18 protein-coding genes and 1 pseudogene are annotated in these 21797 nt (G+C 60.3%); 13 read left to right on the top strand and 6 right to left on the bottom strand.

Annotated elements, in window-relative coordinates; translation table 11 throughout:
• The first annotated feature begins 607 nt into the window (after positions 1-607).
• From CGK93_RS11360 to CGK93_RS11385, 6 genes are all read left to right on the top strand, one after another.
• Positions 608-883 carry a hypothetical protein gene (locus CGK93_RS11360; RefSeq protein WP_089594917.1) on the top strand — a complete coding sequence of 92 codons (276 nt, stop codon included), beginning with the start codon at positions 608-610 and terminating at the stop codon, positions 881-883.
• 73 nt (positions 884-956) lie between these two features.
• Positions 957-1091: a helix-turn-helix domain-containing protein gene (locus CGK93_RS11365; RefSeq protein ID WP_232481649.1), complete on the top strand. Its 135-nt coding sequence runs from the start codon at positions 957-959 to the stop codon at positions 1089-1091.
• Between the two features lie 224 nt (positions 1092-1315).
• The gene (locus CGK93_RS11370) at positions 1316-2086 is read left to right on the top strand and encodes an aldo/keto reductase (RefSeq protein WP_232481620.1); all 771 of its coding nucleotides are present in this window, start codon (positions 1316-1318) and stop codon (positions 2084-2086) included.
• 260 nt (positions 2087-2346) lie between these two features.
• A complete protein-coding gene (locus tag CGK93_RS11375) occupies positions 2347-2658 on the top strand; it encodes a putative quinol monooxygenase (protein ID WP_089594920.1) in 312 nt (103 codons plus the stop codon).
• 64 nt (positions 2659-2722) lie between these two features.
• On the top strand, positions 2723-3358 hold the full coding sequence (locus CGK93_RS11380; protein ID WP_089594921.1) for a TMEM175 family protein: 636 nt from the start codon (positions 2723-2725) through the stop codon (positions 3356-3358).
• A 142-nt stretch (positions 3359-3500) separates the two neighbouring features.
• Positions 3501-5723, top strand: coding sequence for a catalase (locus tag CGK93_RS11385; RefSeq protein WP_089597401.1), 2223 nt, complete (start codon positions 3501-3503; stop codon positions 5721-5723).
• 74 nt (positions 5724-5797) lie between these two features.
• Here CGK93_RS11385 and CGK93_RS11390 read toward each other — a convergent pair whose 3' ends face one another.
• The 6 genes and pseudogenes from CGK93_RS11390 to CGK93_RS11415 form a co-directional block, all read right to left on the bottom strand.
• Positions 5798-6385 carry a hypothetical protein gene (locus CGK93_RS11390; protein WP_089597403.1) on the bottom strand — a complete coding sequence of 196 codons (588 nt, stop codon included), beginning with the start codon at positions 6383-6385 and terminating at the stop codon, positions 5798-5800.
• 11 nt (positions 6386-6396) lie between these two features.
• Positions 6397-7545: a zinc-dependent alcohol dehydrogenase gene (locus CGK93_RS11395; RefSeq protein WP_089594922.1), complete on the bottom strand. Its 1149-nt coding sequence runs from the start codon at positions 7543-7545 to the stop codon at positions 6397-6399.
• A 54-nt stretch (positions 7546-7599) separates the two neighbouring features.
• The gene (locus tag CGK93_RS11400) at positions 7600-8748 is read right to left on the bottom strand and encodes a glutathione-independent formaldehyde dehydrogenase (RefSeq protein WP_089594923.1); all 1149 of its coding nucleotides are present in this window, start codon (positions 8746-8748) and stop codon (positions 7600-7602) included.
• Between the two features lie 326 nt (positions 8749-9074).
• Positions 9075-10697 (bottom strand): PAS domain-containing sensor histidine kinase, encoded by a 1623-nt coding sequence (locus CGK93_RS11405; RefSeq protein ID WP_089594924.1) that lies wholly within the window; start codon positions 10695-10697, stop codon positions 9075-9077.
• A 680-nt stretch (positions 10698-11377) separates the two neighbouring features.
• Positions 11378-12406, bottom strand: a complete 1029-nt coding sequence (locus CGK93_RS11410; protein WP_089594925.1) for an AraC family transcriptional regulator — start codon at positions 12404-12406, stop codon at positions 11378-11380.
• 189 nt (positions 12407-12595) lie between these two features.
• A pseudogene (locus tag CGK93_RS11415) lies at positions 12596-13845 on the bottom strand (ROK family protein).
• 250 nt (positions 13846-14095) lie between these two features.
• On the opposite strand from CGK93_RS11415, the gene CGK93_RS11420 reads away from it, so the two are divergent.
• The 7 genes from CGK93_RS11420 to CGK93_RS11450 all read left to right on the top strand — a co-directional run bounded on the left by CGK93_RS11420 (position 14096) and on the right by CGK93_RS11450 (position 21780).
• Entirely contained in the window at positions 14096-15232 is a 1137-nt protein-coding gene (locus CGK93_RS11420; RefSeq protein ID WP_089594926.1) for a Gfo/Idh/MocA family protein, read from the top strand.
• The gene (locus CGK93_RS11425; RefSeq protein ID WP_089594927.1) at positions 15229-16272 is read left to right on the top strand and encodes a Gfo/Idh/MocA family protein; all 1044 of its coding nucleotides are present in this window, start codon (positions 15229-15231) and stop codon (positions 16270-16272) included. Before CGK93_RS11420 ends, CGK93_RS11425 begins: the two co-directional genes overlap by 4 nt.
• A gap of 44 nt (positions 16273-16316) precedes the next feature.
• Complete coding sequence (locus CGK93_RS11430; RefSeq protein ID WP_089594928.1) at positions 16317-17456, top strand: ABC transporter permease; 1140 nt, start codon at positions 16317-16319, stop codon at positions 17454-17456.
• A gap of 65 nt (positions 17457-17521) precedes the next feature.
• A complete protein-coding gene (locus CGK93_RS11435; protein WP_089594929.1) occupies positions 17522-18511 on the top strand; it encodes a sugar ABC transporter substrate-binding protein in 990 nt (329 codons plus the stop codon).
• Between the two features lie 77 nt (positions 18512-18588).
• On the top strand, positions 18589-19440 hold the full coding sequence (locus tag CGK93_RS11440) for a sugar phosphate isomerase/epimerase family protein (RefSeq protein ID WP_089594930.1): 852 nt from the start codon (positions 18589-18591) through the stop codon (positions 19438-19440).
• Positions 19433-20287 carry a sugar phosphate isomerase/epimerase family protein gene (locus CGK93_RS11445; RefSeq protein ID WP_089594931.1) on the top strand — a complete coding sequence of 285 codons (855 nt, stop codon included), beginning with the start codon at positions 19433-19435 and terminating at the stop codon, positions 20285-20287. The genes CGK93_RS11440 and CGK93_RS11445 overlap by 8 nt, the downstream gene beginning before the upstream one ends.
• Positions 20284-21780 carry a sugar ABC transporter ATP-binding protein gene (locus tag CGK93_RS11450; protein WP_089594932.1) on the top strand — a complete coding sequence of 499 codons (1497 nt, stop codon included), beginning with the start codon at positions 20284-20286 and terminating at the stop codon, positions 21778-21780. Before CGK93_RS11445 ends, CGK93_RS11450 begins: the two co-directional genes overlap by 4 nt.
• Positions 21781-21797 lie beyond the last annotated feature (17 nt).

The raw sequence follows: 21797 nt of genomic DNA on the forward strand, positions 1-21797 counted from the left end.
TTTACCCCTTCGGTGATTGGACATGTTCGTTGCAGCAAAGCGGGTTGCTGAGCCGTGAGGCATGTTGGGCAGCTTTCTGAAATTGCAAGACAAAGATACCTAGCGGGCATGCCCACCGTCAGAGGGGTTTTGCTTTTACCGTGTATACATTCTGTTCGGTCAGGTCCCTCTGAAACTGGCCGCGGGGTGTGCCTGGCGTTGCGGGTCGCATGTTTGGTTGTGGGGGAGCAGGTTATGACCGGTGGGCCCTGCGCTTGCCGTGAACTGGGACTGGGCGTTCCTCGCTTGGTTCTTCTGGTTGGCCTACACCGCTTCATGGGTAGAGGGGCGGAGCGCAACATGACTTCTGGAAGACGAGTCGAAGCCACCTGGTTTCGACTCGTTTTTGGGTCACAAAAGCGAGTAGCTGCAACAGCGTGAGTCTCCACACTTTATTTTGAGTAGATCGTAATAAGGCGTACCTTGGATGTAGGCCAGAGTAGCCCTCGAGTACCGCACCGGTGAACATCCCCGGGCCGGCAGGGCAAGCAACACAACCAGCAAAGCCCTTCCGCTTGAGCGGCACTGAACCTGAACCGGCCCTGATCCTGAACCCCAAGGAGAACCCATGACTTTGCTTGCCGAGCGCCCCGCAACAACCGAACCCGCCCCTGAGAACGTAAACCGAATCTCTGCAGCCGGTACCGCACTGCGTGGCGGCAGCTACGTATCCCTTCCCGCAGGCAGCGCCCAAACCCGTGTTGAAGGCGCCTATGTCACCGCCCCCTGTAGCCGAAAAATCCCTGCTGTCACCCCTGGCAGCTATGTCGCGGTATCCGGCGCTCCCGCTGTTGCCGGCGGCACCGTCGAAGGCAGCTACGTAACGCTTTCGAAGGCAGCCTAAGCCCCGGGCGTCAGCCATCTGCCTGCCCTACCTTGTGGGCGGGAGCAGCCGGCACCTCGGTCGGATCGAGGTGGTGGAACGCGACGAGAACATCCGCTGTCTCTCCAAGCAGGGGGTCACAGTAGGTGGTGCGGCAGCAGAACTCGGCGTCAGCAGGGCGACAATCTACCGCCGGATGGACAGGCTGGGGATCACCAATCCGAAATAGGCAGTCGCCGCGCAGACTCTGGGGGAGCCCCCTGTATCTTTCGTGTCCTCCGGCAGCGGAGTAGATTGAAGAAACACGGCGCGTGTCGCCATGGTCCGGACGAGAATCATCGGACGCGGTGCGGCCGACAACGGAACGGGCTCTTTCTGACGGGAGTTACGTTGCGCGAGATATCTCTTCCTTCCGGTGAGACTGTCCCTGCACTCGGGATCGGAACGTGGGGCATGGGCGAGAACCCCGACAATGCCCGCCAAGAGACCGCAGCGATCCATATGGCCTTGGACGTGGGAATGTCCGTGGTTGATACCGCCGAGATGTATGGCAACGGCGCGGCCGAGGAACTCGTCGGAAGGGCGCTGGCAGCCCGGCGGAACGAAGCGTTCCTGATTACCAAAGTCTTGCCGCATCACGCCACATTGGGCGGAACCATCGATGCTTGCGAAGGTAGTCTGCGTCGTCTTGGAACGGACCGCATCGACCTTTACTTGCTGCATTGGCGGGGCGTTGTTCCCTTGGCCGAAACGCTCGAAGCCTTCGAGCGCCTGCAGGAGGCCGGGAAGATCCGGCACTGGGGCGTCAGCAACCTCGATGTGGCGGACATGGAAGAACTTATAGGCTTGCCGAGCGGACGGAAAGTCGCGACTAACCAAGTGCTCTACAACCTGACCCGCCGGGGCATCGAATTCGATCTGTTGCCCCGCTGCGTCGACAGGGGCATCCCGGTGATGGCGTACTCGCCGCTGGAGCAAGGGCGGATGCTAAATGACCCTGTGCTGGTGCGCATCGCAACCGAACGCGGCGTCAGTCCCGCGCAGATCGCCCTCGCCTGGGTGCTCAGGCAGCCGCTCGTTCTGGCCATTCCCAAAGCGTCAAGCCCGCACCATGTCAACGAATGCCAGCGGGCCCTCGACGTTCGACTTGCGCCCCACGACCTGGCTGACCTGGATCGCGTCTATCCTCCTCCCACCCACAAAAGCGTGCTTGAGGTGATCTAGGCGTTCGCATCCAGGAGCACATCCCTCAGTCGGGGCCAAGGCTGCGATGCGAGGCCACTGGCAGGCGGAACCGTCTCTTGTGGTGACCAGCGATCACTGCGAGACTGGCAGTGCATCGCGCCGCTCCCTCGACAGGTTGAGGAGGTGCCACGAGGCCAGTTCGGTCCGCACCATCCTCGCCGCAGTACCGGTCCAAGGAGGCTCGCCATGAAAATTGTCGTGCAGTATGGATTCAGTCAGATCGGGCCGGGTGATGGAGCATGATTGAGGTCGCATTGTCGGTGATCCTGAAGGCCAAACCGGGCAAGGAGAAGGACGTAGCTGACTTCCTCCGCTCCGCACGTTCCGTGGTTGAACAGGAACAGGGTACGCGCGCTTGGTTCGCTCTCCAGTACGACGAATCGACTTTCGGAGTATTCGACGTTTTCCCTGATGACGACGCCCGTCAGTCCCACCTTGCCGGGGGTGTCGGACAAGCACTAGCTGCTCAGGGAGCTGAGCTGTTCAGCGCGGAACCGAACATTCAGAACAGTGGCGTGCTCGCGTACAAGCTGCCCGGTGAAAGCGGATAGAGGGCTACCGCTCCGCCGTCACCGCACTGCGATCCCGCCTGATGCATAGGTTCAGGAGCGGAGGGTGACACGCTCGGACACCAGCCGTGCCGAGGCGTTCAGCGATGCCGTCATCGCGATCGTTATCACGCTGCTGGTACTTGAGCTCACTCCGCCGGAGACCGAACCCGGGGAGCTGCTGGCCGGATTGCTCGGTCAATGGCCGACATACCTGGCGTATGCGGCGTCCTACATCTATTTGGCCGTCATCTGGCTTAACCACAAATCTGCCTTCTCCCGTATCCGGCAGATGGACATCGGCCTACAGTGGGCCAATCTGGGAATCCTCGCCACCCTCGCCCTTTTGCCCTGGCCGACAGCCGTGATCATCGATACAGCCAAGACAGGCAATTTGGCTGACGAGCGGGTCGCGGTCGCGCTGTACGCGATCGTCGGGGCACTGCTGTGCCTGTCATGGCTGGTGTTCTTCTCGCACTTGGCACGGCATCCTGAGCTCACCGAGGAGGAAGTGGAGGATTCCTACTTTGCGCGCGAGCGACCACGTGCCCTGGCCGGGGTGGTGCTGTACCTCGCGGCGGGAACGGTAGGTGTCCTCGTCCATCCGTTGGTTGCATCGGTGATTTTCGTGGTCCTGCCCGTTTTCTACGGTCTCACCAGCCACGGGTTCGATCACAGGCCGGCCTTCCTCCGAGGTCTCTAGGGCGCTGTCCACCAGCCGTAGTCGCGATACTTTGCCGCACTGACTTTGCAAGCGGGATTCCCGGCCTTTAGGGTACTAAGGAAGCTTACCTTTTTGGTTGAGTGCAGTAATCGATTTGCCGATCAACATCGAGGAGAACGCAGTGCCAGCTGAGGACAACATTAAGATTCCAGGGGCTCCGTCGATTGAGCAGCCCGCCGTAGAAGAGCCCACAGCGGCGCGTGAGCCGTTGCCGCCGAAGCCTGATCAGCAGGGGCCGGAGGCCGTGTCACCCACGGGCAGCCCCACCGGCGCACCCGCAAACTCACGTGCCCAGTCCGGCCAGTACCTGACAACGGCCCAAGGTCTGAGGCTCGGAGATACAGACCATTCCTTGAAGGCCGGGCCGCGGGGCCCGATTTTGCTGCAGGACCATCACTTGCGTGAGAAGATCACGCACTTTGATCACGAGAGAATTCCCGAGCGCGTGGTTCACGCCCGAGGAGCCGGGGCGCATGGAACGTTCCGCTCTTACGGCACGGCTTCGAAAATCACCAAGGCAGGGTTCCTTGCGCCGGATGTAGAAACCCCGGTGTTCGTGAGGTTTTCCACTGTTCTGGGATCCAGAGGGTCAGCCGACACGGTCCGTGACACCCGTGGCTTCTCCACGAAGTTCTACACGGATGAGGGCACCTACGACCTGGTGGGGAACAACATTCCTGTTTTCTTCATTCAGGACGGCATCAAGTTCCCGGACATCATCCACGCAGGGAAACCGCATCCTGACAGGGAAATCCCGCAGGCTCAGAGTGCGCACGACACATTTTGGGATTTTGTTTCGTTGCATACCGAAGCGCAGGCCCACACGATGTGGAATATGTCGGACCGCGGAATTCCCCGTTCCTACCGGACCATGGAAGGGTTCGGCGTCCACACATTCCGGTTGGTGGATGCTGCAGGTAAGACCACTTTGGTGAAATTCCACTGGAAGCCGAAGTTGGGTGTTCACTCATTGGTGTGGGAGGAGGCCCAGATTATTAACGGCATGGATCCCGATTTCCACCGTCGTGATCTGGCCGATGCGATCGAATCAGGTGCGTACCCGGAGTGGGAGCTTGGCATCCAGACGTTCCCGGACACCGAAGATCAAATGTTCGAAGGTATCGACCTTCTGGATCCCACCAAGTTTATCCCTGAGGAACTGGCGCCGGTTCAGCCAATCGGACTGATGACGCTGAACGCCAACCCGACCAACTACTTTGCCGAGACCGAGCAGGTGGCCTTCCATCCGGGACACCTCGTCCCGGGCATCGATGTCACTAATGATCCTCTGCTGCAGGTCCGCCTGTTCTCATACCTGGACACGCAGATTTCGCGGCTCGGTGGACCAAACTTCGCCCAAATTCCCATCAATCGTCCCCACGCCCCGGTCAACGACATGCTGCGGGACGGGATGCACCAGACTGCCGTGCATGGGGGAGTGGCCCCTTACCATCCGAATTCCCTTGAGGGTGGTTGCCCCTTCATGGCCGGGCAGGACGTGGGCGCATTCGTGGACGTACCTGAGGAAATCGCGGCAGGAATTAAGGAACGGAGAAACCCGGCGTCCTTCGATGACCACTTCAGCCAAGCCCGGCTGTTCTTCCGCAGTTTGACGTCGGTAGAGCAGGACCACGTGATTCAGGCCTACACGTTTGAACTTGGCAAGTGCTATGAAGCGGTGATCCGGGAACGGCAACTCATGGCGCTGGCTAATATTGACGCCGGACTTTGCGCTGCCGTCGCCAAGGGCCTCGGGATGCCGGCTCCCACGGCCACCGTCGACACGCCGGACGTGGAGCCCAGCCCCGCTGTGTCCCAGATTGGTGGGAAATGGCCTGTTGCTGGTCGCGTCGTGGGCATCATCGCGGACAGTGAAAGTGACCTGTCGCTGGTGACCGCAGCACGCGAGGCGGTTGACGCGGCAGGCATGGTCCCTCTGGTCATTGCGCCGTCCGGTGGTGTGATTGAGCCGGAGCATGGTCCCGCAGTGACTGTCCAAAGGAGCTACCTCACAGCACGCTCGATCGAGTTTGACGCAATTATTGCAGCGGGCGGAGGCAATCCAGCAGCCGATGCCATTCCGGGCCGCGATGCCAAGGCCGGTGAACCAGGTGCGACCCTTGATCCGCGCGTGGTTCTTATGGTCTCTGAAGCTTTCCGTCATGGCAAAGCCATTGGCGCCTGGGGTCCAGGTACCGCAGTTCTGGACGCGGCCGGCGTCCCTCAAGATGCCCCCGGAATCATCAGTGGAGAAGGTCCGGACACAGTGATTCCTGTGGTCCGGGAACTGCTCTCTGCACACCGGGCGTGGGAGCGGTTCCCGGCGGCAGGATCAGCTTCGTAGCACTTCCTGTGGAAGGCTGTTAAGTTCGACGGCGGTGGGTTGCCTATGCGGGCCAGCCCGCCGCCGTCGGGTTGTCAAGCCGGACGGTGCTTTCGCAGCGTTCTAACGGCGGCTACTGCCCCCAGTCCCGCCAGTACCCACGGGGCGCCGAGGAGGATGGGGTCGATCCACTGATGGTTCATGTCGGCTCGCCTTTTCCCGAAGCGGGAGCTCGCACCATGGTGGGAGAACTCGCTGAGCACGCCGGTTTCGGTCACCGGGTTGTCCGGTCGCATAGTTGCGAACGAGTGCAGGTGGCTCTCCCACGCGTCCACTCTGTCGGCGGCGATCAGGACCAGCCAGTGGGCTGCGCGGCCCTCGCTGTATTTCCGGTACGCGTATTTCCTCAGCGCACCGGAGATGCCCTTGGGAGGGGTTGAGGTGCCAAAGACGGGGGTCACGAAAGCGTGTTCAATGGACCGCTCCCTGGGCCACTTCTCCGGCTGGCGTTCGGGAAAGTCCCAGCGCGCACCGGTCTCGATACCGGGCTGCTCGCGGGGGTAGGAGGGTCTGTCCGCCGGGTCGAGGTCAACGCCCCATCCCGGAATCCGTGCCCGCAGCTCCTCCGCAGTCTCCTTCAGCGCGGGGGTGCCGGAGGTGTAAGGCGTTGGTATTTCAACCATCATGGTCCCTTTCAGGCCGAGGTTGTGACGATGAGGGGCTTGATGCAGTCATCAAGCTTCGCAGAAAAGATGTGGTAGCCCTCGGCGATGTGCTCCAGAGGGATGCGGTGGGTGACGATGTCGCTGGGTTTGAGGTGCCCGTTCCGGATGTGTTCGAACAACCGGGGCCACTGCCTTTTGACCGGGCATTGGTTCATCCGAAGCGTCAGCCCTTTGTTCATCGCGTCGCCGAACTTCACGGCGCTGAAGAGCGGTCCGTAGGCGCCCACGACTGACACCGTGCCGCCCTTACGGACGGAGTCGATGGCCCAGTTGAGGGCGATGGGGGATCCGCCCTGCAGTTTCAGCTTGCTGCTGGTCACGTGCTGGAGGAAGTTGCCGTCCGCTTCGGCCCCCACCGCATCGATGACGACGTCGGCGCCCAGATAGTCCGTGGCTTTCTTCAGGTGCACCACAATGTCGTCGTACTCCACAAAGTTGTAGGACTCGGCGTGGGCGAACGAGCGGGCCTTTTCCAGTCGGTATTCCAAGTGGTCGATGACGATCACCCGCCCCGCTCCCATGAGCCAGGCCGACTTCGCCGCGAACAGGCCCACCGGGCCGGCGCCGAACACCACAACGGTGTCGCCTTCGGCAATGTCGCCCAACTGGGCGCCGAAGTAGCCAGTGGGCAGGGCATCGGTGAGCAGGACCGCGTCCTCCTCGTCCATCCAGTCCGGAATCTTGGCCGGCCCCACATCAGCGAATGGCACGCGCACAAACTCAGCCTGGCCGCCGTCGTAACCCCCACAGGTGTGGGAGTAGCCGTAAATGCCGCCCACGGCAGTGGCGTTCGGATTGACGTTGTGGCAGTTGGAGTACAAGCCGCGGGAGCAGAAGTAGCAGGACCCGCAGTAGATGTTGAACGGAACCATGACCCGGTCCCCGACCTCCAGGTTTCGGACTGAGGAACCCACTTCGTGGACCACGCCCACAAACTCATGTCCGAAGGTCATCCCGACCCGCGTGTCCGGCATCATGCCGTGATAGAGGTGCAGGTCTGAGCCGCAGATGGCGCCTAACTTCACTTGCACGATCGCATCATTGGGATGTTCGATCTGCGGTATGTCTTTTTCTTCCACGCGCACCTTATAAGGCCCGCGATACACCATGGATCGCATCAGTTCCCCTTCCGGGAAGTAGTTCCTTCCGGCATCGGATTAGCCTGTCGGGCTCTAGGAGCCGGCCGGGTGGAGGACTACTTTGGTCCAACCGTCGACGCGGTCATCGAAGTTCCTGTAGGCCTCCGGGGCCTTGTCCAGTGGCAGTTCGTGGCTGACGAGGAAGGAGGGACTGGCCTTCCCACCAGCAATGAGGTCGCGAAGGGCCCGGTTGTATTTCTTGACCGGGCACTGACCGGAGCCCATCGTTTGTCCTTTGAACCAGTAGTTTCCGTAGTCGAAGGCGACCTGCCCCTGTTTGGCTAGTTCGTCCGGGGCTCCAGGATCCTGCGGCAGGAACACGCCTACGACGCCTAGGCCGCCGACGAACCGGACTGAGTCCACCAGGCGGTTCAACGTCAGGTTTGGCTGTTCGTTTCCGCTCGGGTCGTGGGCCTGGTACCCGACGCACTCGCATCCCCGGTCAGCCCCGAACCCCATGGTTTGGTCTTTGACGAACTCGACAGGGTCCACTTTGGAATCGTCCACAGGGATGGCGCCGATCTGTTCCGCAAGCTTCAAGCGGTCACTTTGCCGGTCCACCACCATGACTTTTCCGGCGCCCTTGATGATTGCCGAGTAGGCTGCCATGAGTCCTACCGGCCCTGCACCGTAGATGACTACAGAGTCCCCAGGGTAGACGCCGGCCATCTCGGTTGCGTGCCAGCCGGTGGGGAAAATGTCCGCGACCATGACATAGTCGAGTTCTTTCTCCTCGGCGTCCTCGCCGAGGCGCAGGCAGTTGAAGTCTCCGTACGGTACACGCAGGTACTCGGCCTGTCCGCCTTGGTACGGGCCCATGTCCGCAAACCCGTACGCCGCACCTGCGAGCTTGGGTTCGGGCTGCATGGTCAGGCAGTAGTTGGTGAAGCCCCGTTCACAGTTCTTACAGAATCCGCACGCGATGTTGAACGGCAGTACCACTCGTTCGCCCACCTGGACCTTGCTCACTGCTGAGCCGACCTCGATCACTTCACCGAGGTTCTCGTGCCCGAAGGTCCGTCCGGTTTCGAAGCTGGTGCGGCCCTCGTACATGTGCAGATCGGAACCGCAAATATTCGACGACGTTATTCGCACCAACACGTCGGCGGGGTGCTCAATCTTGGCGTCAGGTACGTCCTCGACGCTGACATGGTTCGGTCCTTTGTAGACTACTGCCTTCATTTTTCCGCTCTTTTCTTGTTGCCCAAGCCGATCCGACCAAGTCGATGTAGCTTTCCGTGGGCGCAGGCGCAGAAATGCCGCGGGGCCCTGAACGGAATGATGGCGCAGCCGTTACCCAGAAACGGGCGTTGATTCAGCGAGGAAATGGGGAATGCAGGTTGAGACCTGAGACTCGCTCAGAAGGGGCCGAAAGGCCCAACGCTTTCAGACGGCAGCTGTTCGGAACAATCTACCTGCCGGTCCGTTCGCAAAAGAGACAATGAGTGAGCCTTAATACTAAGCACACTTATTAACGGTGTCGAGGTGTAGCGCCAGAAAAATGAAGGTCAATTTCTCCGGTTGCCTTGGCAAGGAACGGTGAGAATCACGGTGGTGCCCTTGTCCGGCTGGCTGCTGAGCTTGATCGTTCCGCCATGGGCTTCGATGATGGCCTTGGTGATGGGGAGTCCCAGGCCGGCACCTTGTATGGCGGTCTCCATGACGTGGTCGGCTCTGAAGAACTTTGCGAATGCCATGTGCTGCTCTTGCTCTGTCATACCTATTCCCTGATCACGGACGGACAGTGTGAGATCACCGGCGTTTTGTGCGAGTCCGATACTCACGCAAGTGTGGTCGGGGGAGAACTTAACTGCGTTGGAGAGGATCTGGTTAAGGGCTTTGCTGAACTGAGCGGGGTCCAGGTATGCCATTACGTCCGGGTCGGTGTGGATATCGATGTTGATGCCCTTGGCTGCTGCTGCAGGCTGGGCGTTCAGGGCCGTGGCCTGGACAAGTTCGGAGACGTTGATTGGGCTGCGTCGCAACTCGACATCGTCAGATGCAGCCATAAGCAGGTCATTGACCAGGCTCAGCAGACGTTGTGCGTTCCGTTCAATCACGCTGAAGTATGGGACGCCGGGTTCATCTCCGAGGAGTTCCAGATAGCCGAGAATGGAGGTCAGCGGTGTCCGCAGTTCGTGGGAGATCGTGGCTACGAATCTGTCCTGGTGCTTTCGCGCATTCACGAGGGGAGTGACGTCAGTAAAGACCAGAACGGAGCCCTTTAGATGATCCTGATCGTCGTGCAGTGGCCGGGCGGCGACAGACAAGACGCTTTCCTCCCCGTTTCGGCTGAGTCGGATGAGCTTATTGGTGAAAATGCCGCCCCCGCTTGCGACTTCCGCCGGGCTCTGGCCGTTTTTTGCGGTTTCCGGTCCAAGGGTGAAGGGGTTCTGGCCGTCCGAGGCGTCTCTGAACGATGAACGGTCCGCGAGTAGGCGTCGGTTGGTGAGGATGTCCGCACCCTTGGTGTCTACTGCCCAGACACCGACGTCCACAGTTTCGAGGACTGTTTGCAGCAGTTTTTCATGATCTTGTGTCTCCTTGTGCATGCGCGCCAGTTCACGGTTCGCCTCGTCCTGAACATTGCGTGACCTGATGAGGCCTTTGGCGACCACATGAGACGTAACGGCCAACCCGGTCATGATGAAGGGGTGCACGGTCATTCGAATCATGTCGGCGCCTTCGATCTGATGTCCCAGGACGAAGGGCGCACCGACCGTTCCGACAAAGGATGCCAGAACTGCCAAACCCGCCCGGGTCTTGCTGGCACTGGTGGCAAGCCAGATCACGGGGAATGCCATCAAGAGTCCTACGACGCTAAGGACTGGGCCGCCTACTTCTCTGGTCAATGCCACGGCCAGGCAATCCATGACGGGTACGAGGACAAAGGTTCCCCAGGGGAGGGACTTCCAAGGAGTGATCATGCAAAACAGAAGGATCAGGGCGTGCAGAAGCAGGATCGCGATAAATGCAGGAGATTGGAGGAGCGGTGGACTGAACACTGCTGCCAAGCCTGCTATCAAGATGACGATGATTGTCAGCGGGAGCTGGCACAGGATGACAGCCTTGCGTAAACCGACTCTGTTGAAGTACGCGGCCAGCGGCAAGAAGACGGAGTTGCTCTCCATTAAGTAAGTAACCTTTCCCCGCTAGATCAGCCGCACCAGAGGCGGCCTAGGTGCCGTAGTAAACGTCCCGCTCAACCGTCTGGAACAGTCACTTCGTCGTTCCAGTCGAGAGAAACCACGAACAGTTCTGTGGATCTTCACTTTTGCGCCCGTCGCAGCGGAGTGGGTGGGGGGTGAAGGATGCTCTGGTGCGCAGGGGGCGCGGCCTTGGTCCGGGCGAATCATTCCAGCAAGCTTTCGTCCTCAGTGCGTCTCGTGACAATTGTTCCGTCGGCGGTTTCTTCGCGAGTTGAGCGCACGATCCGCCCCCGTGGAAAGTAGGAGAATCGCACGCGGGGGCGGAACGGTCTTCACGCTATCAGAAACACTTCGTAGACTAATAATTCGGGTACTAATTCAGAAAGAAGAGGCGAAGACACGGCGGCCTTCAAGGACTCTAAGGCGGTAGGTCCCAACTATCGGTGTGGGCTTCATGACGCTCACCTAGCACCTGCGGTTTCGGATGTGACCACTGATCCCTCCCGCCGATGTTGACGGGCCGCCTGTGCAGTTAGGGAGCGTCTTTACTGCGCAAGGTGAAGCAAGCTAGTGGCGGACACCGCAGCCAACTACTCTCCGCCGACACGCCAACTGCGACCGCGAAAGAGATGTGACGCTATCAAGCCAGGGCGTCGATGCGGTCAAGTTCCAGGACTGAGCCGCTGCCGCAGTTGCTGCAGTGCCATATGAACGACGGGCTCGGATTTATGGATCTCCCTGACATTCATCCCGGTGAACTCTTTGATTGCCCGGCGCATGCTTTGAACGTTGGTGAATCCGCTCCGTGTCGCAATTTCTGAGTAGGTGATTCTCTGAGCATCGGCTTGAAGCAGAAGCTCCAACGCTTTCCGGGTTCTCAAGGCGCGGATTCGCTCACCCAAACGGAGTTCTTCGGTCTCAAAAAAGTAGAACAGGGAGCGACGGGAGAGGTTGAACGTTCCGGCGATCATTGCCACGTCCAGATTTGGGTTGTCGTAACTGCTCTCAAGGTATTTCTTTACCGCCCGGCTTAGTGCCGGTTTCTGTGTCTCATCGTCGGCCGGCGATTCGAGCAGGGAGCCCACCAGGGTTGCCATGACGGATCGTAGGATCTCACTGGTTCCTGATGCCTCACTGTCGATGCCGGGCCGCTTCCAACTCATCAATGCGGGGATCACGAAGGTGCCCACAATGGGGTGGCTTGCAAGGTCAGGCAGGCGAAGAAGGGAGCGCAGTCCGCCTTCGCTGACATTGAGACTGACGCGGTCCATGTTGAGTTGCTGTGCGTGGAATCCTTCGGGTGCATCGAAACTGCCACCAAGCGAGGTGTCGATGAATCTCACCGAACCCGTTGGAACCGGCTCGGGGGTGCCATTGAGATCGAGGGTCAGACCCGACGCCTTGCGGAAGTAGGCCAGGCGCAAGTCAGTGGAGTCGGGATTCGGCGCCCAAAAGCCCAGCGCGGGGGTGTTGTGCATCTCTATGAGGCTGAAGCCCGGTCCGGCAAGATTAATAGCTGAGGGACTGACGGACGCAGGACTCTCTCCTTCTGACCGCTCCAGCCTCATTGGTGTTTCGACGGCGTTGCCGTACCAGACCCGCCAATGCTCGAACCTTTGTTCTGGAGTGAGCCCTTCCGGCACTGCGTAACGTCGCACACGGGCGCTGTTCCCGTCACCAGATTGAGGCATGCCGTCCTCCTTTACCAGCTGAGCATCATGGCAGTCTTGCGAGCTGGCACGGCGGCTTAGGGAAGCGCTTGCGGTGACTCGTCAGACCGACCGAAAATGAGGTCCGCTGGTAGGTCTATTTTACCTCCGGATGCACCTTCGGCTGGTGCGTTGATGTGTATATGTTTTTCACAGAGGTGCGTCTTGCAATTATTTGGCCAGCGCCTCAAGGAGCGGCCGGTGTGTGGGGAAAGCGGGCTCATTTTCCTGCCGGTTGATAATTTCGTTTCCGTCGGAAAGCGGTCTGGTTGCCAGTTGATTTACTCGGTGGGGGGAGAGGACATACTCGACGGCCAGGATGCTGGCGCCAACCACTCCAGCTTCCGGCCCGGTTTCGGACTGGGTGATTGTCAGGTGCTGGGTCGCTAAAGGCGTTGATCGTGCGTAGACCGTTTCGCGTATCCCTGCCATGAGGTGTTCTCCGGATTGGGCAAGCGATCCGCCCACAACAATCAGGGAGGGGTTGATGAAGCTCACGCACATGTTGAGCATTTCTCCGATGTCGCGGCCCGCTTGGCGGACCGCTTGGACAGCAGCCAGATTCCCGGAACGAACCAGCGAAACGACATCGCTTCCAGTGGTTGCCTCAAGCCCGCTGTCGCGGAGTTGAGCGGCGATGGCAGGTGCGCCTGCAATGGCTTCCAGGCAGGCACTCTTGCCACAGCGGCAGAGAATTCCTGCCCCCGGGAAACAGCAATATGGCCGACGTCTCCGGCGACACCTGCCGCGCCACGCTGCAGTTCTCCTCCGCTAACCACTCCCGATCCGATGCCAGTGGCGACTTTGAGGAAAATCATGTTCTCCTCGTTGGGCCAACGGGTCGCCCGCTCGCCGAGGGCCATGAGGTTGACATCGTTATCGACGAGTACGGGTACGCCCAAGGTTTGCTGAATGTAAGCGGGAACATCGAATCCGTCCCACCCTGGCATGATCGGCGGGCTCGTCGGCTTTCCGGTGGAGTGCTCTACCGGGCCAGGTAGTCCGATGCCGACGGCGATGACGTCCGCAGTCGGGCGCGCCAACACTTGCAAGTGTCCCTTCACCATCGTCAAAAGCCAGTCCAGGACCGCTTCGGGTCCGCATGAAATCTCCAGCCGCTCAGTGGTTTCCACGAGTATCGTTCCTGACAGGTCAGTGAGGGCCACTGTGGCGTGTGTCGCGCCGACGTCTGCGGCCGCCACCAACTTTGCGCCTGGGTTGAAAGCTAGCCGCGCCGATGGACGACCTCCAGTAGAAGGTGCCCCTGATACGGGAACCACCAGTTCCAATTTCAGGAGCGGCTCAAGGCGGGAACTGACGGCAGCTCGGCCCAACCCTGTTGTTCCAGCCAGGTCTGCTCTGGTTCGTGGTTGTCCGTCCCGCAGGATTTGCAGTAGTTCGCCGGGTCCGCCGTTGTCCATGACACTCCAATTCGGGGCTCAAAAGAGGTTGTTCGTGAGCCTGAATTCTTGACGCGTCGGGCTCACCGGACCCTGAGGGCCCTCATCTCCACTTAGTGTCAAGCGGCTCACTCGTTCCCGTCCACCCGGCGAAGTGCTTAGCATCACAAAGTGCAACTTGGGCGTGCATTCGACCCCCATCAGCGTCAAAAGATGCAGACTTTTGTTGGGCCCCTGACCAAAGCCACGTGCTGCGTGTCACTGTTTCGACATGGACAACGACAGAACCACGACAGCCCCCTCCCGGCTACGGGCCGGATTCGTCGGCGCCGGGTTCATGGCCGAGGTGCACAGCCGGGCCGCCCGCGCTGCAGGGGCGGATATCGTCGCCATTGCGTCTTCGAGCCGTGCCAGCGCCGACCGCGCCAAAGACCGCCTGGGTGTGCAGCGGGCTTACGATTCCGCCCAGGACCTTTTCGAGGACGACGCGATCGACGTCATCCACATCTGCACGCCGAACGGCACTCATTACGGACTGGCTGAAGCTGCGCTGAAAGCAGGTAAGCATGTGGTCTGCGAGAAGCCATTGGCCACCAACGTCCAGGATGCAGCCGAGCTTGTAGAGCTAGCCGCCATGGCCGGGACAGTTGCGACCGTCCCCTTTGTCTATCGCTTCCATCCGATGATCCGGGAAGCCCGGGAACGTATTTCCTCGGGCCAAGCAGGACGGATCTCCGCTATCCAGGGCTCTTACCTCCAAGACTGGTTACTCTCCCGGGAGGACGACAACTGGAGGGTGGACGCCGTTGTGGGTGGGCCCTCGCGGGCGTTTGCCGACATCGGCTCCCACCTGTGCGACCTTCTCGAATTCGTGAGCGGTGAACGGATAACCAAAGTCAGTGCCATGAGCAGGACTCTGTTCCCGGGCCGGGCGAACAACAGGGACATTCAGACCGAGGATCTCGTGGCGGCTGTTTTCGCCACTGATTCGGGCAGCGTGGGAAATCTCCTGGTCAGCCAGGTTGCGCCCGGCCGAAAAAACCGCCTGATGATCGAGATCGCGGGTTCAGAGAGCACCCTCCAGTTCGACCAGGAAGCCCCGGAGACATTGTGGCTGGGTAAGCGGGCGGGGTCCCAGTTGCTTGTCCGTGATCCGGGGGCACTCAGCCCGGAAGCAGCACGGCTCAGCGTGCTGCCAGCTGGTCACCCGCAGGGTTATCAGGATGCGTTCAATGCGTTCGTGGCCGATACCTATGCCGCCATCGGCGGTGACCTCCGCGAAGGCCTGCCGACCTTCCAGGACGGACTCAGATCAGCCGTCCTTACAGAAAGCATCATCAAATCCAGCAAGGACGGCGAGTGGGTCGACGTCCCAAACACTAAAGAACCAGTAGGAGTGCAGCTATGAAGATCATTCAAGTAGGCCTCGGCGCCTGGGGCGCCTCATGGCTGAACGTGATTCACCACAGCAAGAGTTGGGAGCTGGCCGGCGTTGTCGACGTCAACCCCGACGCTGCGACGGCCGCGGGTGAACAATACGGAATCCCTGCCTACGCCACCATCGACGAGGCGCTGGGACACAAGGACACGTTCGACGCTGCCTTGGTCATTGTTCCACCCGAGTACCACGCAGCGGTGGCCATCCCGGCTCTGGAAGCAGGGGTGCACACACTCATTGAGAAGCCCCTCGCCCACAGCCTTGAAGACGGCATTCGCATCATTACAGCGGCAGAGAAGTCCGGCAAACAAGCCATGGTTTCACAGAACTACCGTTTCAAGCGCGCCGCCCGCACTGTTCAGCGCCTCATCTGCGACGGAGTCATCGGAGACCTCGAGCACGTCTTCATCGACTACAAGAAGAACCCGCCGTTCGAAGGGTTCCGGCTGGAAATGGATGAACCACTGATCGTGGATGCCATGATCCATCACCTTGACCAGCTCCGCGGCATCGTTGGTGTCGAACCCACCGCCGTGCGTGCGCGCTCTTGGAACACTGGCACCTCCAGATTCAAGGGCAACGCCTCCGCCGTGGTGCAGTTCGACTGCGACAACGGGGCCCGCGTCGTCTACACGGGATCGTGGAGCTCATACGGTCCGCAGACCAGCTGGGACGGCGACTGGGAAATCCAAGGCAGCAAGGGCACCATCACCTGGAAGAACAACGAAGTCACCATCAACTTCGCCTCACTGTTTGACACCGTCTTCCTTGCCGGCGCGGTGGAACGCTCCGGCGTCATGCACGTCGATTTGGACCCGTTGCCGGTGGAGGAACGCTTGGGGACCCTCGAAGCGTTCCGCGACGCCATCGAAACCGGAAACAAGGCTGAGACGGATGTCACCGACAACATTCAGAGCTTGCAACTCGTCATGGCCACCGCCGACTCCGCCCGCCAAGACGGCGCGCCCATCACCTTGAAGACCAACGCCGAACTCTTCGGCAGCCACTAGCACTTCCGACCCGAGGAAGTGTCGAATTGACTGGAGATACAAACATGCAGCCACAAACAGCCACCGGCTCCGCCGGTCCGGTTTCCGGGAGGGCTGGCCCCGGAAAATCTAACGACGAGTCCCGTTCACGGCTCTCCGGCGTCGGCGACTTTATCGGTGCCCAGGGCCTGCTGGTCGTCGTCTTGCTCTTCGGTGTACTGCTGACGTTCCTGAGCCCGGTATTCCTGACCACAGTCAACCTGGTAAACCTGCTCTACCAGTGCACGATCCTCGGTGTGTTCGCCATCGGCATGACCTTCGTGATCCTTACCGGCGGCATCGACGTCTCGGTGGGGTCGACAGCTGCCCTGTCGTCCGTGCTGTCCATGGGCGTGATCGTCAACATGGATATGCCGCCGGCAATCGGGCTCCTGACCGGCCTCGTGGTTGGCGCCGGAGTCGGAGCCGTCAACGGGCTGATGGTCACCAAGCTGGGGATATCCCCGCTGATCGCGACCCTGGCAACACTCTCCGCCGGGTCGGGAATCGCCTTCGCCTACTCCGACGGCGGAAACATCACGCCTGTGCCGAAGGTGCTCACCGATATGGTCAGCGCGAAGGTCGCCGGAATTCCTTTGCTGATACCGGCTGTTCTGGTGCTGGCTTTCCTGGCCCACTTGGTCCTGACCCGTACTACCTACGGACGTTCCATTTACGCCGTCGGCGGCAACAAGGAAGCCGCCCTGCTTGCAGGCATCCGCGTCGATCGTGTCACGATGAACGCTTACATCATCGCCGGTCTCTCTGCGGGAATGGCGGGACTTCTGCTCACCGGCCGTCTGGCCTCCGGAAGCCCGCGTGCCGGCGACGGCATTGAACTCACCGTCATTGCCGCCGTGGTCATCGGCGGAACAAGCCTCTTCGGCGGCCAAGGAAACATCAAGGGCACACTGCTCGGCGTGCTGTTGATCGCGATGGTCTCCAATGCCGTAAACCTGCTCGGAATCCCTTCGTCCTACGACCGCATTGTCCAGGGCGTCGTCATCTTCGCTGCGGCCGCCCTGGACGTGTACCGCTACAAGTACGTCCAAAAGAACCTGTCAAGGAAACGCAGGATCGGACCGCCGCCGGCGATGGACCCGACGACGGCGGGCAGCCCGGTTACCGGGCCGGCCACAGCGCACACCACCGGAACTTCGGCTTAGCAGCTCAACCGCATACAAACCGGCCCAGCCGGCATGTCTTAGCACCCAACAGAAAGATTAAGTCAATGAAGACCTCACCCAAACTGGCGGTCCTCGCGGCAGTCTCCGCCGCAGCCATAGCCCTCACCGGCTGCGGAGCACCCAGCGCCGCCCAGGAAGCAGACGACGGAACGAAGACTAAGAAGATCGCTGTCCTGCTCTACAGCCAGAGTTTTGAATTCATGGTTGCCCTCGGGCAGGGAGTCAAGGATAAGGCGAAGGAACTCGGCGTGGAGGTCACAGTCCTTGATGCCAAGGGCGATTCCAGCACGCAGATCAGCCAGATCCAGGACCAACTCGCCCAGGGTGTGGACGGCATTGTCCTCAGCCCGAATAACTCCGCTGAACTGGTTCCTGGAGTCCAGATGATCCACGACGCCGGAAAGACGGTCACCACCGTGGACTCGGTCATCCCGGGTGACATCGCCGACGCTGCCGTCGCTTTCGACAACGAAAAGGCCGGCAAGCTTGGCGCTGAAGCCTTGGCCAAACTGATGGGTGACAAGGGAACCGTCCTTGAATACCAAGGAGCCAAGGGTGCTTACCACGCGATTCTGCGCGGCAAGGGGTTCAACGATGGCGTCAAGCAGTTCCCCGGCATCAAGGTCATCGGCCGTGACGCACAGTGGACTGCAGACAACGCTCTGTCCCTGACCGTCGATAACTTCACCGCAGACTCCAGTATCAATGGGCTTTTCAGCCACAACGACGAAATGGTGCGGGGAATCGTCTCGGGCCTCTCACAGATCAACAAGGACGCTCCTGTCGGCGCCGCAAACCACATCCCGCTCGTCGGAGTAGACGGCACACCCCTTGCCCTGGACCGGATACGCAATGGTGTCCAGGACGCCACGATGGACCAGAACCCCTTCGAGATGGGCGCTCTCGCCCTTCAGGCCCAGGTTGACCTGCTTGACGGCAAGCAGGTGCCCAAGATGCAGCTGACTGACACCAAGCTCATCACCAAAGAGAACGTCGATGACCCCGCTCTCTGGGGCAACATCTTCAAGGACTAGCGCAGCTAACCCCTCGGCTGCCTGGCCGGGCCCCGCCGCTTGGCCAGGCAGCAACACCAATTCCCTCAAGGAGAAACATGTCCCGCTTCAAGTATTCCTACAACGCCATCGTCTACTACCAGGAAGACATTGCTAAAGGCATCGATCGCGTTGCCCGTTATGGCTACGACGCCATTGAACTGGTCGGAGAACCGGCAACACACAACGTCGATGAGATCAACAAACTGACCAGCGACGCCGGTATCGACGTCAGTTCCATCTGCAGCATCTGGTTTGGAGAGGAACGCGACCTGATCAACCCCAGCGCCGCCAACCGGCAGAAGGCCTTGGACTACGGCAAGTCAGTAGCCGACTTCGCCGCCGCCGTCGGAGCTCCGACCATCATCGTCGGGCCGTCCCCGGTGGGCAAGACCGAAGCCCTGGCGAGCGATGAACAGGAATGGGAATGGGCCGTCGAGAATGTCCGCACACTTGGCGAATACGCTGCCAGCGTCGGCATCAACATCACCCTCGAACCGTGGAACCGCTACGAGACTCATTTCCTGAACCGGCTCGACCGGGCCGTGGAACTTCTGGACGCTACCGCTCTGAAGAACGCCGGGGTGCACGGTGACCTCTTCCACATGAACATCGAAGAAGACAGCATCCACGGAGCGTTCGCCCGCGCCGGGAGCAAGGTTAACCACGTCCACCTCGCCGACTCGAACCGGGCAGCCCCCGGCGTAGGACACATCGACTTCCGTCCGACACTGCAGACGCTAAAGGACATCAACTTCGACGGCTACCTGACCTTCGAACTTCTGCCGGCCGCGTCGAATCCCTTCGCCATGATGGCGCGTGGCGGGCACCTGGAATTCCTGGACCCCTACACCGAAAAGGCCATCAACGAAATGAAGAAGCTGGAACAGGAGCTGTGGCCCAATGAGTAAATACGAATTCGGAGTCAGCACCTTCATCCTGGTCTCCCCGTTCACCGACCAGGACGTTGATCAGTTCGACGTCGCCAAGGAGATGGGCTACGACCTGATCGAGGTCTGCATTGAAGACCCTGCCGTAGTCAGTGCGGAAGCACTGAAGAAGGCCTCGGAACGGACCGGACTGCCCGTCTCCATCTGCGGTGCGTTCGGACCCGATCGCGACGTCTCACACGAAGACCCGCAGAAACGCCGGCAGGGCATTGACTACCTGAAGCTCTGCGTTGACATCGCCCAAGCCGTCGGTTCTCCCCACGTGGCCGGCCCGATGTATTCCGCCACCGGCAAAGCACGGCTCCTTCCCCCCGAGGAACGTCGGCAGCAGCGCCAGTGGGCAGCCGACAGTCTGCGTGAAGTGGCCGACTACGCCTCCGAACGAGGCGTCACTTTGGCCATTGAACCGCTCAACCGCTTCGAAACGGATCTGGTCAACACGGTCGAGCAGGGACTGGAACTCTGCGAATTGATCGGCCGGGACAACGTAGGCCTGATGCTGGACACGTTCCACATGAACATCGAAGAGAAGAACATCGGTGCGGCCATCACCTCTGCCGGTGACAAGGTCTTCCATTTCCAAGTGTCAGAAAACGATCGCGGAACGCCCGGCAGCGGACACGTTCCTTGGTCCGAGACCTTTGACGCGTTGAAAACGATCGATTACCAAGGTTCCATTGTGGTCGAATCGTTCCTCCCCACGGTGGAGGAAATCGCCAAGGCTGTTTCGCTCTGGCGGCCGGTGGCACCGTCCATGGACGCGCTGGCCAGAGATGGACTCACTTTCCTGAGGAGGGAACTGCCGTGATTAAGACGCCCGGACGTGCTCCAGCAATCGTTGAAGCACGTAATCTCGTAAAACTGTTTCCGGGCGTCGTCGCCCTCTCCGGCATGAACTTCGAACTTCATGCCGGAGAGGTGCACTGCGTCTGTGGTGAGAACGGAGCCGGTAAATCGACGCTGATTAAGACGCTCAGCGGGTTTTACACTCCCGACGAAGGGGGCGTGTACGTGGACGGCGAACTCATGCCCTCCAGTACAGCGGCCTCCAAAGCCGCCGGGATTGCAACCATCTACCAGGAGCACAACCTGGTCCCGGACCTGTCCGTAGCCGAAAATGTACTGCTGGGAAACTGGGGTGGACGCAACGGCATCCTCTCTCGCCGCGAGATCCGCAAGCGGGCAAGGAAGGCACTCGACCAGGTCGCACCGCACCTCAACCTCGACACTCCTGCGATGGCGCTCTCAACGGTGGACGGCCAGATGGTGGAAATCGCGCGCGCCATAGCCCAGGACGCAAGGGTGATCATCATGGATGAGCCAACCACCGCCCTGACCGAGCAGGACGTTGAGAAGCTGTACAAGCTCGTCAACGAGCTTCGGGGCAAGGGCTTGGCGATCATGTACGTTTCGCACAAACTGGAGGAAGTCTTCACCCTGGCCGACCGGATAACCGTCATCCGCGAAGGCAAGACCGTGGCCTCATCCGTCCCCGCGGGTGAGCTCGATGCCCGATCCGTCGTGCAGCTGATGGTGGGCCGGGACGTGGACCTTTACGAGCATATTCCCCGCAAACGCGGTGAACTGGTTCTTGAGGCCCGGGGTCTAAGTCGTGCCGGAGCGTTTGAGGACGTGAATGTTCGACTGCACGCAGGGGAAATCGTTGGACTGGCAGGACTCGTCGGCGCAGGCCGGACAGAGGTCGCCCGGTGCATCTACGGGGCAGACAAAACAGACGCAGGAACCGTAGAGATCAACGGCCGGAAACTACGCCTCCATGGTGCCTCTGACGGCATCGCCGCCGGCATTGCCCTCGTCCCGGAGGAGCGAAAGCTGCAGGCCATCATCCCCATGTTGTCCATCCGCGAAAACACCACCCTGACTCTCCTGAAACAGATCAGCAAGTGGGGCGTGCTGCAGAGGGGCCATGAAAAGAAGATGGTGGGCGAATATATCAAGGAACTTGATGTCAGGACTCCGTCTGCGGAGACGCCGATACAGTCCCTGTCCGGCGGCAACCAGCAAAAGGTCATCATTGCACGCTGTCTGGCGAGCAATCCCAAGGTTCTCATCCTGGACGAGCCAACAAAGGGCATCGACATCGGCGCGAAGGCCGAGATCCATCGCCTGATCGAGCAACTGGCCCGCAGTGGCGTAGCCGTACTCGTCATTTCCAGCGAACTCCCCGAACTGCTGGAGCTTTCCGACAGAGTGATGGTCATGCGGTCAGGCCGGGTAGTGGCCGAACTGGATAAGGCACAAGCAACCAAAGAAAACGTCATCGCTTATGCCGCGGCGTAAGCGATCCGACCAGAACG

It is taken from the genome of Arthrobacter sp. YN, from assembly GCF_002224285.1.
In the GTDB taxonomy this organism is placed as follows: Bacteria; Actinomycetota; Actinomycetes; order Actinomycetales; family Micrococcaceae; genus Arthrobacter.

What these genes read in the sequence shown, in the direction of transcription:
- CGK93_RS11360 (WP_089594917.1), top strand. Translation starts at nt 608, where the DNA reads ATGACTTTGCTTGCCGAGCGCCCCGCAACAACCGAACCCGCCCCTGAG.
- CGK93_RS11370 (WP_232481620.1), top strand. Translation starts at nt 1,316, where the DNA reads ATGGGCGAGAACCCCGACAATGCCCGCCAAGAGACCGCAGCGATCCAT.
- CGK93_RS11375 (WP_089594920.1), top strand. Translation starts at nt 2,347, where the DNA reads ATGATTGAGGTCGCATTGTCGGTGATCCTGAAGGCCAAACCGGGCAAG.
- CGK93_RS11390 (WP_089597403.1), bottom strand. Translation starts at nt 6,385, where the DNA reads ATGGTTGAAATACCAACGCCTTACACCTCCGGCACCCCCGCGCTGAAG.
- CGK93_RS11395 (WP_089594922.1), bottom strand. Translation starts at nt 7,545, where the DNA reads ATGCGATCCATGGTGTATCGCGGGCCTTATAAGGTGCGCGTGGAAGAA.
- CGK93_RS11400 (WP_089594923.1), bottom strand. Translation starts at nt 8,748, where the DNA reads ATGAAGGCAGTAGTCTACAAAGGACCGAACCATGTCAGCGTCGAGGAC.
- CGK93_RS11405 (WP_089594924.1), bottom strand. Translation starts at nt 10,697, where the DNA reads ATGGAGAGCAACTCCGTCTTCTTGCCGCTGGCCGCGTACTTCAACAGA.
- CGK93_RS11410 (WP_089594925.1), bottom strand. Translation starts at nt 12,406, where the DNA reads ATGCCTCAATCTGGTGACGGGAACAGCGCCCGTGTGCGACGTTACGCA.
- CGK93_RS11420 (WP_089594926.1), top strand. Translation starts at nt 14,096, where the DNA reads ATGGACAACGACAGAACCACGACAGCCCCCTCCCGGCTACGGGCCGGA.
- CGK93_RS11425 (WP_089594927.1), top strand. Translation starts at nt 15,229, where the DNA reads ATGAAGATCATTCAAGTAGGCCTCGGCGCCTGGGGCGCCTCATGGCTG.
- CGK93_RS11430 (WP_089594928.1), top strand. Translation starts at nt 16,317, where the DNA reads ATGCAGCCACAAACAGCCACCGGCTCCGCCGGTCCGGTTTCCGGGAGG.
- CGK93_RS11435 (WP_089594929.1), top strand. Translation starts at nt 17,522, where the DNA reads ATGAAGACCTCACCCAAACTGGCGGTCCTCGCGGCAGTCTCCGCCGCA.
- CGK93_RS11440 (WP_089594930.1), top strand. Translation starts at nt 18,589, where the DNA reads ATGTCCCGCTTCAAGTATTCCTACAACGCCATCGTCTACTACCAGGAA.
- CGK93_RS11445 (WP_089594931.1), top strand. Translation starts at nt 19,433, where the DNA reads ATGAGTAAATACGAATTCGGAGTCAGCACCTTCATCCTGGTCTCCCCG.